Consider the following 12,129-nt stretch of genomic DNA (forward strand, 5'->3'; position numbering starts at 1 on the left):
CAGCCCGTCGTGCTCGGCGGCCTGGGTGACCTCGCACTCCCACACCGTGCGCGCCACCTGCGCGGCCAGCCGGTTCGACGCGGTCAACAGGCCACCGAGCCGGTCCAGCAACTCCGGGCCGAACCGGCCCGCCAGCTCCTCGGCGGCCAGGTCGTCCAGCGCGGCCGCCAACCGGCTCAGCACCTCGGACCCACCCGTCGAACGCATGTACGAAGAATATCGCCCGCCCGCCGCCCGCACAGTCCGAATCCCCAGGTGAAGAGACCGGTCCACAGAGCCGCGACCTGGCTCCACCGCAGCGCGCAGGAGCGCCGGACGTCGTCGGCGGGCGGCGCGGCGCCGCATCCGGACGGTGTCCCTCGGGCGGACATCCGACCGCCCGGTATGCCCTTCCGCAGGACATCGTCGCGAGACGTCGACCACGGCGTGTTCCCAGCGGGTGAGCGGGGTCGGGTTCCGGGCCGTCGCAGAGGAGAATGGCGGCATGACCCATGTGCTCGATCCCGGCGCGCTGTCGGACGACGCCCGGGCGCTGTCCGCGCCGACGCCTCCCTACGACGACGTCACGCGCTCGGACTCGGCGTTCCGCGCCTTCCTCCACGGCCTCCCGGGAGTCGACCAGGTCGGCGCCGAGGTGCGCGTCGCGACCCTGGGCACCCGGTCGATCAAGACGACGTCGAAGGCCTGGGCGATCGACACCGCCATCTCGATGGTCGACCTCACGACACTCGAGGGCGCCGACACCCCCGGCAAGGTGCGCAGCCTGGCCGCCAAGGCCAAGCAGCCGGACCCGACCGACCCGACCACCCCGAGGGTCGCCGCCGTCTGCGTCTACGGCGACCTCGCCGGCGTCGCGCGGGAGGCACTGGAGGGCACCGGCGTCCACGTCGCCGCCGTCGCCACCGCCTTCCCGAGCGGACGGGCCTCCCGCGCGGTGAAGATCGCCGACGTCCGCGACGCGGTGGCCAACGGCGCCGACGAGATCGACATGGTCATCGACCGGGGCGCCTTCCTCACCGGCCGCTACCTCGACGTCTACGACGAGATCGTCGCGGTGAAGGAGGCCTGCGGCGACGTGCACCTCAAGGTCATCCTCGAGACCGGCGAGCTGGTCACCCTCGACAACGTCCGCCGGGCCAGCTGGATCGCCATGCTCGCCGGCGGCGACTTCATCAAGACGTCCACCGGCAAGGTCAGCCCCGCCGCCACCCTGCCGGTGTCGCTCGTCATGCTGGAGGCGGTCCGCGACTTCCGCGCCGCGACCGGCCGCCAGGTCGGCTTCAAGCCCGCAGGCGGCATCCGGACGACGAAGGACGCCATCAGGCATCTCGTGCTGATCAACGAGACCGTCGGCCCCGACTGGCTGCACCCCGACCGGTTCCGCTTCGGCGCCTCCGGTCTGCTCAACGACCTCCTCGTCCAGCGGCAGAAGCTGCGCACCGGCCACTACTCCGGCCCCGACCACGTCACGGTGGACTGACAGCGATGACCAGCGTTTTCGAGTACGCCCCTGCCCCCGAGTCGCGGTCGATCGTCAGCATCGCCCCCTCCTACGGACTGTTCGTCGACGGGGAGTTCGTCGACGGCTCCGGCGACCCGCTCGAGACGGTGAACCCGGCCACCGAGGAGGTGCTCAGCGAGGTCGCCACCGGCACCGCCGCCGACGTCGACCGCGCCGTGGCCGCCGCCCGCCGGGCCTTCACCCGCGTGTGGGGGCCGATGCGCCCCGCTGACCGCGGCAAGTACCTGTTCCGCATCGCCCGCCTGCTGCAGGAGCGCGCCCGCGAGTTCGCCGTGCTGGAGTCACTGGACAACGGCAAGCCCATCCGGGAGTCCCGCGACATCGACGTGCCCCTCGCCGCGGCGCACTTCTTCTACCACGCGGGCTGGGCCGACAAGCTCGAGCACGCGGGCCTCGGGCCGAACCCCCGCCCACTCGGCGTGGCCGGTCAGGTCATCCCGTGGAACTTCCCACTGCTCATGCTGGCGTGGAAGGTCGCCCCCGCGCTGGCCACCGGCAACACCGTCGTCCTCAAGCCCGCCGAGACCACCCCGCTCACCGCGCTGCTGTTCGCCGAGATCTGCCGCCAGGCCGACCTCCCGCCGGGCGTGGTCAACATCGTTCCCGGCGCGGGCGACACCGGCCGGGCGGTCGTCGAGCACCCCGACGTCGACAAGGTGGCCTTCACCGGCTCCACCGAGGTGGGCCGCTCGATCGCCCGCGCCGTCGCCGGCACAGCCAAGTTGCTGACGCTCGAGCTCGGCGGCAAGGCGGCGAACATCGTCTTCGACGACGCCCCCATCGACCAGGCCGTCGAGGGCATCGTGCAGGGCATCTTCTCCAACCAGGGGCACGTCTGCTGCGCGGGCTCCCGGCTGCTGGTGCAGGAGTCGATCCACGACGAGGTCATCGCCAGCCTCCAGCGGCGGATCGGCACCCTGCGCGTCGGCGACCCGCTGGACAAGAACACCGACATCGGCGCGATCAACTCGCACCAGCAGCTGGCCCGCATCCGGGAGCTGTGCGACATCGGCGAGGCCGAGGGCGCCCAGCGCTGGCAGCCACCGGGCGAGCTGCCGGCCAAGGGCTACTGGTTCCCGCCGACCGTCTTCACCGACGTCTCCCCCGCGCACCGCATCGCCCGCGACGAGGTCTTCGGCCCGGTCCTGAGCGTCCTCACCTTCCGCACCCCGGACGAGGCCGTCGCCAAGGCGAACAACAGCACGTACGGGCTGTCGGCCGGCATCTGGAGCGAGAAGGGCTCCCGGATCCTGAAGATCGCCGACCAGCTGCGCGCCGGGGTGGTGTGGGCCAACACGTTCAACAAGTTCGACCCGACGTCGCCGTTCGGCGGCTACAAGCAGTCCGGCTACGGGCGTGAGGGCGGCCGGCACGGCCTGGCGGCCTACGTGAAGGGGAACGACCAGTGAGCTCCGACCGTCTCGCCGTGCGCAAGACCTACAAGCTCTACGTGGGCGGCGCCTTCCCGCGCTCGGAGAGCGGCCGCACCTACGAGGTGACCGACGCCCGGGGCCACTTCCTCGCCAACGTCGCCCGCGCCTCCCGCAAGGACGCCCGGGACGCCGTCGTCGCCGCCCGCGCTGCCTTCGGCAGGTGGTCCGGCGCCACCGCCTACAACCGTGGCCAGGTGCTCTACCGGGTGGCCGAGGTGATGGAGGGCCGGCACGTCCAGTTCTGCGAGGAGGTCGCCGCCGCCGAGGGCCTGTCGGCGGCCAAGGCACGGGCCGCCGTCGACGCCGCCATCGACCGCTGGGTCTGGTACGCCGGCTGGACCGACAAGCTGGCCGCCGTCCTGGGCAGCGCCAACCCGGTCGCCGGGCCGTACTTCGACTTCTCGCTGCCCGAGCCCTCCGGCGTCGTCGCCGTCCTGGCCCCGCAGCAGTCGAGCCTGCTGGGCCTGGTCAGCGTGCTGGCCCCGGTCCTGGCCACGGGGAACACCGCCGTCGTCGTCACCTCCGCGCAGCGGCCGATCCCGGCCGTCACCCTCGGTGAGGTGCTGGCGACCAGCGATGTCCCCGGGGGCGTGGCCAACCTGCTCACCGGCGACGCCGAGGAGCTGGGCCCGTGGCTGGCCGAGCACGCCGACGTCGACGGCATCGATCTCACCGGCGCCCCCGCCGGGCGGGCCATGGAGTTCGAGCGGGAGGCCGCCGGGACCCTCAAGCGCGTCGTCCGCCCGCCGACCACCGAGCCCGACTGGACCGCCGACCCCGGCCTGTCGCGCATGACCCCGTTCCTCGAGACCAAGACGGTCTGGCATCCGATGGGCGTGTGAGGCGCCGTCCGGAGGCTCGCCGTGAGCCTGCGAACGGTGCGGGGACGGGTTCCTCCTCCTGGCATCGGGGTGCCAGGAGGAGCCGCTGCGGGGGGCGGCGTCGCGTTCCGGCACCGGTCTAGGCTCGAACCGTGCCGCATTTCGACGTCGTCGTCCTCGGAGCCGGGCCCGGTGGGTACGTGGCCGCGATCCGCGCCGCGCAGCTGGGCAAGAGCGTGGCCGTGGTGGAGTCGCAGTACTGGGGCGGGGTCTGCCTGAACGTGGGCTGCATCCCGTCGAAGGCGCTGCTGCGCAACGCGGAGCTCGCCCACCTGGTGCGCGACGAGGCGAAGACCTTCGGCATCTCCGGGGACGTCTCCTTCGACTTCGGCGCCGCCTTCGACCGCAGCCGCACCGTCGCCGACGGCCGCGTCAAGGGCGTGCACTTCCTGATGAAGAAGAACAAGATCACCGAGTTCGACGGCTGGGGCACCTTCACCGACCCGCACACCCTGCGGGTCGGCCTCAACGCCGGTGGCGAGGAGACGGTCACCTTCGACAACGTGATCATCGCGACCGGGGCGCACACCCGGTTCCTGCCGGGCACGAAGCTGTCGGAGCGCGTGGTCACCTACGAGGAGCAGATCCTCAGCCGCGAGCTGCCGAAGAACATCATCATCGCCGGAGCCGGCGCCATCGGCGTCGAATTCGCCTTCGTGCTGCGCAACTACGGCGTGCAGGTCACCATCGTCGAGTTCGCCGACCGGGTGCTGCCGCTGGAGGACGCCGCCGTCTCCAAGGAGCTCGCCAAGGCCTACCGCAAGCTCGGCGTCGAGGTGCTCACCTCCACCAAGGTCGAGCGGATCGACGACTCCGGCGACCAGGTCACGGTCACCGTCTCCGACGCCAAGGGCACCCGCGAGCTGCACGCGGACAAGGTCATGCAGGCCATCGGCTTCGTCCCCCGCGTCGAGGGCTACGGCCTGGAGAAGCTGGGCGTCGAGCTGACCGACCGCGTCCGCGCGATCGCCATCGACGACCGCATGCGCACCAACGTGCCGCACGTGTACGCGATCGGCGACGTCACCGCCAAGCTGATGCTCGCGCACGTGGCCGAGGCCCAGGGCGTCGTCGCCGCCGAGACGATCGCCGGCGCGGAGACCATGGAGCTGGACTACGTGATGATGCCGCGGGCCACGTTCTGCTCGCCGCAGGTCGCCAGCTTCGGCTACACCGAGGCGCAGGCCCGCGAGCTGGCCGACCAGAAGGGCTGGAAGATCAAGGTCTCCCAGTTCCCCTTCACCGCCAACGGCAAGGCCCAGGGCCTGGCCGAGCCCGGCGGCTTCGTCAAGCTGATCGCCGACGAGACCCACGGCGAGCTGCTCGGCGGCCACCTCGTCGGGCCCGAGGTCACCGAGCTGCTGCCCGAGCTCACCCTCGCGCAGAAGTGGGACCTCACGGCGACCGAGCTCGCCCGCAACGTGCACGCCCACCCCACGCTGAGCGAGGGTCTGCAGGAGGCGATCCACGGCCTGGCCGGCCACATGATCAACCTCTGACCGGCCCGGGCGGATCCCCCGCCACCCGGAGATGCGCCGCTCGCCCGACAGGGCAGGATGGTCGGGTGGCCAGGCCCAGCATCGTCCCCATCGCACTGACCCTCGACGACCGCACGGGGTACACCCTGTGGGCTCCGCCGTGGGAGGAGGACGGCGAGGAGTGGCAGGCGTTCCTCGGCACCACCGAGGGCGACGCGGTGGGCGGGCGTGCCATGGTGCACCTCTTCCCGACGCCGGCGAAGCTCGCCGCTTTCTGCCGCACCAGCACCGACCACGACCTGGCCGACCACCCGGTGTGGCCGGTCGTCGCCGGGCTGGGCGCCCCCGACCTGACCCCCGACGAGGACCACCGGTACGACTTCGACGGCGTGTACGACATCGCCGCCGAGAACCCCGACCGGTGGGCCGTGGAGGAGCTGGCGGCGACCGTCGACATGGTCAGCCGCCTGGCCGAGTGCCTGGACACCACCGACGAGGACGACGACGAGGAGCAGTTCGAGGCCGTCGCCGAGTTCGCCGCCAAGCCGGAGATCGGCTCTCTGGGGCTGGGGGTGGAGGCGTTCGTCGGGCGCTCCGGCGAGGACGCGTGGATCGGCGTCGGCAGCGTCTTCGACGAGTTGTGGGAGGACGTCGTCGAGGAGCTCTCCGACCACCTCGACTGGACCGGCGGCGGCACCGCCACGGTGGAGGAGTACCCCTCGGCCTCCGAGGCCGCCGAGCAGGACGCCGGCCGCACCTTCCCCGAGGAGGACGACGAGGACGAGGACGACGACGCCCCCGCCGTTCCGAACCGGGCCCCCGACGCCGCAGCCACCGGGGCGACCGCCGCGTCGGTGGCGCGCGGAGGCGGCGTGCGCACCATCGCACGCGGCAGTCGGGTCACCGCCTCCCCCGCCGCGGTCGCCGCCGCCGCCGAGTTCTGGGAGGCCGTCGGCATCCTCCCGGTCGAGGTCGTCGTCCCGGAGGGCGCCGGGGTGACCCTGCGCTGCTACGTGGAGGACGTTGCCCGCTTCCTGGGCCGCGACGGCGAGGTCTTCGTGTTCGACACTCCGGCCGACCTGGCGCGCTTCTGCGCGGGCAACGAGCGGCACGACCTCAGCGAGATCGCCTCGTGGCCCGAGGTCGCCGACACCGACACCCTGCCACTGCCCGCGGAGCAGGACCGCTACGACCTGACCGAGCTCTCCGAGGTCCTCGCGGAGGTGGCCGACGGCGCCGCCGGGCTGGTGCCCCACCGGGCCCTGGTGCAGCCGGTCGAGGGCGTGCGCGACCTCGCCGAGTACGCCGGCCTGTCGCGGGTCGACGAGCTGCTCGCGCCGACGGCGCCGCTGGGCCGGGCCGTCGCCCGCGCCGACCGGCAGCCCGACACCGCGCTCACCGCCCCGGACGCGGCGCAGCTGCGCCCGGCCTGGGACGAGATCGTCACCTCGGTCAGCGGCGCTCTGGTCTTCCGCGACTGACGGTCCCTCCCCCGACGACGACGGCGGCCCGCCCCGGAGAGATCCGGGACGGGCCGCCGTCGTCGTAGGTGGTGCGGGTGCTCAGCCCTGGCGCGGAGGACGCCCCGAGCGCTCACCGGCGAACCGGCGCTCACCCCCGGGTCGGCCGGAGCGCTCGCCGCCGCCGGAGCGGTTGCGGTCGCCGTAGGACCGGCGCGGGCCGCCGCGGGAACCGCCGGGGCGGTCGCCGTCACGGCGCGGACGGCCGCCGGGGCCACCGCCGCCGCGACGCATGTCGCGCTGGGTGCGCTCCTTGGGCTCCACCGGGATGCCGGAGGCGACCAGGTCCAGGATCGGCTGGTCGCCCGGACGGGTCCGGTCGAGGGGCGGGTCGACCTTGGCGGTGCGGAACCGGCGCTTGGCCTGACCGACCTGGTCGGGCAGCAGCAGCGAGACGACGACACCCGCTGCCCCGGCGCGGGCGGTGCGGCCCGAGCGGTGCAGGTAGGTCTTGGCGTCCGTCGGCGGGTCGTAGTGCAGGACCAGCGAGACGTCGTCGACGTGGATGCCGCGGGCGGCGACGTCGGTGGCGACGAGGACCGGCGAGCGGGCGTCGGTGAACTCCTCCAGCGCACGCTTGCGCGCCGCCTGGGGCAGCCCGCCGTGGATGGCCTCGGCCTTGATCCCGGCGGCCTTGAGGTTCTCGGCGAGCCGGTCCACGCCCAGCTGGGTGCGGGCGAAGATGATCGTGCGGCCGGGACGGCCGGCGAGCTCGGTGGCCACCTGCAGCTTGTCGCGGAAGGCGAGGCTGAAGGCCAGGTGCTCGGCTGGCGGGGCGTCGTCGCCGGCCCGCTTGACCTCGTGCCGGGCCGGGTCCTTGAGGTAGCGGCGGACCAGGCTGTCCACCTCACCGTCCAGGGTGGCCGAGAACAGCAGCCGCTGGGCGTTGCGGTCGGTCTGGTCGAGCAGCTCCTTGACGACCGGGAGGAAGCCCAGGTCGGCCATGAAGTCAGCCTCGTCCAGCACGGTCACGACCACCTCGGCCAGGGTGCACTCGCCCTGGCTGATCAGGTCCTGCAGCCGGCCGGGGGTGGCGATGACGACGTCGACGCCGCGGCGCAGCTGCTGGATCTGCCGGTACATGGGCGCGCCGCCGTAGACCGTGGCGAGCTGGAGGCCCATGGCCTGGCCGAGCGGGGCCAGCGCGTCGTGCACCTGCTGCGCCAGCTCGCGGGTCGGGACGAGCACCAGGCCACGCGGGGCGCGGCGGCCCTGCTTGGCGTCGGCGCCGATGCGGGCGAGCAGGGGCAGGCCGAAGGCCAGCGTCTTGCCCGACCCCGTGGCGGCCTTGCCGAGCACGTCGCGCCCCGCGAGGGCGTCCGGCAGGGCGGAGGTCTGGATGGCGAAGGGGCGGTGGATGCCGCGCCGCTCGAGCGCGGTCACCAGCGGCTGGGGCAGGCCCAGCTGGTGGAAGGTCGGACCCGTCGGGGCCTCGACGGCGTGCTCCGCCGCGGCGACCGCGGCGGTGTTCTCGACAACGTTCTCGGGGGTGTTCTGACCAGTCGTGTTCGACTCGAACGAGACAGGGTGGACCACAGTCATGCGGGGTGGGGCTCCGATACTGCTCGGAGCGCGTCCCGTGAGAGAGGGAGAGCGCCGTCACGTACCGGCGTCCTCACTTGGCGATCGTCTGCGCCCAGGTGTGGAACGCGTGATCTGCACGGATGCGCTCGTGCCCGGACAAACCGTCCGGGAGGATGACCGGCCTTGTGCCGGTACGCCTACGGTAGCAGCGAAGATCGCGACGCTGTTCCCGCGACCGAGGGTGACGGGGGCCACGTCGGCGGTGTCAGTAGGGCTCCTCGTCGGCGTCGCCGGCGCTGACCGACAGCACGCCGTCGAGGTCGGCCAGCCACGCCGCCAGCGCCGTCACCGGCCCGGTGCCCTCCACCGAGAGCCGCACGGTCGCCTGCCGCACGGCGGTGCCGCCGTCGTCGGCGGCCGTGCGCAGGTCGCGGACGGTGAACCCGCGCTGCGTGCACTCGGCCAGCGCCCGGCGGAGCACGCCCTCGCCGTCCCGGTAGGTGAGCGTCAGCGAGTGCACCCGGGTGGCCCGGCCGGACAGCCGGCGGGCGAGCGGGGTGAAGCCGTAGGAGACGACGAAGTGCGCGGCCGTCGCGACGACGGCGAGGAGCCACAGGCCCGCCCCCGCCGCCATCCCCACGGCGGCGGTCAGCCAGACGATCGCCGCCGTCGTCAGCCCGCGGACCGCGTCGCGGCGGACGAAGATCAGCCCGCCCCCGATGAAGCCCAGCCCGGAGACGACCTGCGCGGCCACCCGGGAGTCACCGAACTGCGCCTGGCTGATGACCATGAACAGCGCCGCGGCGAAGCCGACGACGGTGAGGGTCCGCAGCCCCGCCGCCTTGTGGCGGAGCTCCCGCTCGAAGCCGATGAGCGCCGACAGCACGAACGCGACCCCGAGGTCGCCCACCAGGGCCCAGGTCTGCCCGGTCGGACCGGCGAGCTCCGACACCGGTCAGCCCAGCAGTGCCGCGTAGCCGGGCCGGACGACGTCGTCGAGCAGCCGCTCGCGCTCCTCGGCGGGCAGGAACGCGCCGGCCAGGGCCCGCTCGGTCACCGTCCGCACGTCGTCCCACGTCCAGCCGAACGTCGTCGCCACTCCCGCGATCTCGCTGCTCACCGATACCCCGCTCATCAGCCGGTTGTCGGTGTTGAGGGTGACGGCGAAGCCGAGCCGGTGCAGCCGGTCCACCGGGTGCGCGGCCAGCGACGGGTAGGCGCCGGTCTGCACGTTGGACGACGGCGCGACCTCCAGGGTCACCTGCTCGTCGCGCACCCGCTGCGCGACCGGGCCCAGGGTGCCGTCCCCGCCCACCTCGTCGGCGATGCGCACTCCGTGGCCGAGCCGCTCGGCACGGGCGCCGTCGAGGGCGGCGACGATGCTGTCGATGCCGGCGGCCTCCCCGGCGTGGACGGTGCGGTGGGCGCCCGCACGGTCGAGCAGCGCGAGCGCGGCCGGGATGCGGTCCGGCGGGAAGCCGTCCTCCGGGCCGGCGAGGTCGAAGCCGACGACGCCGGCGTCCCGGTAGCGGACGACGAGCCGCGCGACCTCCCCCCAGCGGTCGTTCTGCCGCATGGCGCACAGCAGCGTGCCGACCCGGATCGGGGTGCCCGCTGCGGCGGCCTCCCGGCTGCCCTGCGCGTAGCCGTCGAGCATCGCCTCGACGGCCGCCTCCATCGGCATCCCGGTTGTGAGCAGCTCGGGCGCCATGCGCACCTCGGCGTAGACCACGCCGTCGGCGGCGAGGTCGAGCGCGCACTCACGGGCCACCCGCGCCACGGCGTCGGGGGTCTGCATGACGGCGACGGTGTGCGCGAACGTCTCCAGGTACTGGACCAGCGAGCCGGAGTCGGCCGCCTCCCGGAACCAGCGGCCCAGGGTGTCGGCGTCCGACGCGGGGAGCCCGCGGTACCCGCCCCGGTCGGCCAGCTCCAGCACCGTCCGCGGCCGGAGCCCGCCGTCCAGGTGGTCGTGCAGCAGGACCTTCGGCGCGCGGCGGACGTTCTCGTCGTTCAGCGGGGAGGACACCTGAAAAAGTTACCCGGCGGCCTCAGCGCCCCTCGCCCTCCTGCCAGCGGAAGGTGGCGACGCACAGCAGCAGGCCGACGACGCACCAGAGGCCGAGCACGATCGCGACGGTGCCCAGCTCCCACGACCCGGCCTGCTCGCGCGCGGCCAGGGAGTCCGGCAGGAAGACCGAGCGCAGGCCCTGCGCCAGCCACTTCACCGGGAAGACCGAGGCGACGTCCTGCAGCCAGCCGGGCACCTGGTCGAAGGGCATGAAGACGCCGGAGACGAACTCGAGCACCAGGGCGATCGGGGTCACCGTCGCCGACGCCGACCGGGCGTTGCGGGCGAGCGAGGAGACGGCGATGCCCAGGAGCGTGCAGGCCGCCGCGCCGAGCACGGTGACCCACGCGAAGGTCAGCCAGTCGCCCCCGGACGGCAGGTCGATGCCGAAGACGAGGACGCCGACGAGCAGCAGGACCACGATCGTCGCCAGTGTGACGGCGACGACCTGCGCGACCTTGCCGACGAAGTAGGCGGTCTTCGGCATGGGGCTGCCGGCCAGAGCCTTCAGGGTGCCGTCGGACCGTTCGCCGGCGATGTGGATCGCCATGTTCTGCAGGCTCGCCCCGACGATGCCGGCGGTGATCACCCCGGCCATGAAGTACTGCGGGAAGTCGACGCCGGAGCCGAGGTCGTAGTCGAGCACCGCGCCGAGGCCCAGCAGCAGGATCACCGGGAACAGCAGGGTGAACACGACCGACTCGCGCTGGCGGAAGAACTCCTTGAGCTCCACCCCGGCGCGGGTGCGGCAGACCCGGCCGACCGACGGCAGCGCGGTGCGTTCCGGCGCGGCGGTGGTCACGAGCGGTCCCCGATCATCTTCAGGTAGACGTCCTCGAGGGTCGGCCGGTTGACCGCGAGGTCGGGCACCTCGCCCGGGAAGCGCGCGGCGAGCGCGGCGACGAACGCCGTCGGTGTCGCGGTCTCGGCAGTGCGCCGGGCGCCGTCCTCGGTCCAGCTGACGACGGCGGGCGCGCTGCCGCGGCCACCGAGGGCGGTCGGAACGGCGACCTCGGCGAGCTGCCCGTGGGCGATGACGCCGACCCGGTCGGCCAGCTCCTCGGCCTCGTCGAGGTAGTGGGTGGTCAGCAGCATGGTGGTGCCGAGCTCGCGCAGCGAGCGGATCAGCGCCCAGAACTGGCGGCGCGCCTCGGGGTCGAACCCGGTGGTGGGCTCGTCGAGGAAGAGCAGCCGGGGCCGGCCGACGATGCCCAGCGCGACGTCGAGCCGGCGGCGCTGCCCACCCGACAGGGTGCGGCCGCGGGCGCCGGCCTTGTCGGTGAGGCCGACCAGCTCGAGCACCTCGTCGGGGTCGCGGGGGTCGGCGTAGTAGGACGCCTGCGCGGTCAGCAGCTCGCGGACCGAGAGCTGGCTGTCCCCCGCACCGGACTGCAGCACGATGCCGAGCTCGGCCTTCCAGCGGCGCCCGCCCCGCGCCGGGTCGACCCCGAGCACGCGGACCGCACCGCCGTCCCGGTCGCGGTAGCCCTCGCAGATCTCGACGGTCGTGGTCTTCCCCGCGCCGTTGGGGCCGAGCAGCGCGAAGATCTCCCCGCGACGGATGTCGAGGTCCAGGCCGTCGACGGCCGCGCGGTCGCCGTACCGCTTGACCAGGCCGCGGATGGAGATCGCGGCGTCGGGGTCGAGCGGGGAGGTGAGCTGCTGCGGGGGCGCCGCGGTCACCGTCGTTCGGGTCACGA

At 73.5% G+C, this 12,129-nt stretch carries 10 protein-coding genes and 1 pseudogene; 5 read left to right on the forward strand and 6 right to left on the reverse strand.

Annotated features, from left to right (window positions below; genetic code table 11):
- Positions 1–207, reverse strand: a pseudogene (locus tag ACI791_RS11390) (hypothetical protein); the annotation flags it as partial.
- 277 nt (positions 208–484) lie between these two features.
- Here ACI791_RS11390 and deoC point away from each other — a divergent pair.
- The 5 genes from deoC (at position 485) to ACI791_RS11415 (ending at position 6,795) form a co-directional block, all read left to right on the forward strand.
- Positions 485–1,480 carry a deoxyribose-phosphate aldolase gene (deoC, locus tag ACI791_RS11395; RefSeq protein ID WP_456586167.1) on the forward strand — a complete coding sequence of 332 codons (996 nt, stop codon included), beginning with the start codon at positions 485–487 and terminating at the stop codon, positions 1,478–1,480.
- A 5-nt stretch (positions 1,481–1,485) separates the two neighbouring features.
- Complete coding sequence (locus tag ACI791_RS11400; protein WP_456586168.1) at positions 1,486–2,931, forward strand: aldehyde dehydrogenase family protein; 1,446 nt, start codon at positions 1,486–1,488, stop codon at positions 2,929–2,931.
- Positions 2,928–3,797, forward strand: coding sequence for an aldehyde dehydrogenase family protein (locus tag ACI791_RS11405; RefSeq protein ID WP_456586169.1), 870 nt, complete (start codon positions 2,928–2,930; stop codon positions 3,795–3,797). The genes ACI791_RS11400 and ACI791_RS11405 overlap by 4 nt, the downstream gene beginning before the upstream one ends.
- Positions 3,798–3,928: 131 nt before the next feature.
- Positions 3,929–5,335 (forward strand): dihydrolipoyl dehydrogenase, encoded by a 1,407-nt coding sequence (gene lpdA / locus ACI791_RS11410; protein WP_456586170.1) that lies wholly within the window; start codon positions 3,929–3,931, stop codon positions 5,333–5,335.
- Between the two features lie 65 nt (positions 5,336–5,400).
- A complete protein-coding gene (locus ACI791_RS11415; RefSeq protein WP_456586171.1) occupies positions 5,401–6,795 on the forward strand; it encodes a hypothetical protein in 1,395 nt (464 codons plus the stop codon).
- 81 nt (positions 6,796–6,876) lie between these two features.
- Here ACI791_RS11415 and ACI791_RS11420 read toward each other — a convergent pair whose 3' ends face one another.
- From ACI791_RS11420 to ACI791_RS11440, 5 genes are all read right to left on the reverse strand, one after another.
- Positions 6,877–8,376, reverse strand: a complete 1,500-nt coding sequence (locus tag ACI791_RS11420) for a DEAD/DEAH box helicase (RefSeq protein WP_456586172.1) — start codon at positions 8,374–8,376, stop codon at positions 6,877–6,879.
- 247 nt (positions 8,377–8,623) lie between these two features.
- Positions 8,624–9,310 carry an MgtC/SapB family protein gene (locus tag ACI791_RS11425; protein WP_456586173.1) on the reverse strand — a complete coding sequence of 229 codons (687 nt, stop codon included), beginning with the start codon at positions 9,308–9,310 and terminating at the stop codon, positions 8,624–8,626.
- A 3-nt stretch (positions 9,311–9,313) separates the two neighbouring features.
- Positions 9,314–10,387: an adenosine deaminase gene (locus tag ACI791_RS11430; RefSeq protein ID WP_456586174.1), complete on the reverse strand. Its 1,074-nt coding sequence runs from the start codon at positions 10,385–10,387 to the stop codon at positions 9,314–9,316.
- A gap of 22 nt (positions 10,388–10,409) precedes the next feature.
- Positions 10,410–11,231 (reverse strand): ABC transporter permease, encoded by an 822-nt coding sequence (locus ACI791_RS11435; protein ID WP_456586175.1) that lies wholly within the window; start codon positions 11,229–11,231, stop codon positions 10,410–10,412.
- A complete protein-coding gene (locus ACI791_RS11440) occupies positions 11,228–12,127 on the reverse strand; it encodes an ABC transporter ATP-binding protein (protein ID WP_456586176.1) in 900 nt (299 codons plus the stop codon). Before ACI791_RS11440 ends, ACI791_RS11435 begins: the two co-directional genes overlap by 4 nt.
- Between the last annotated feature and the right edge of the window lie 2 nt (positions 12,128–12,129).

This window comes from Blastococcus sp. SYSU DS0973, from assembly GCF_054051055.1.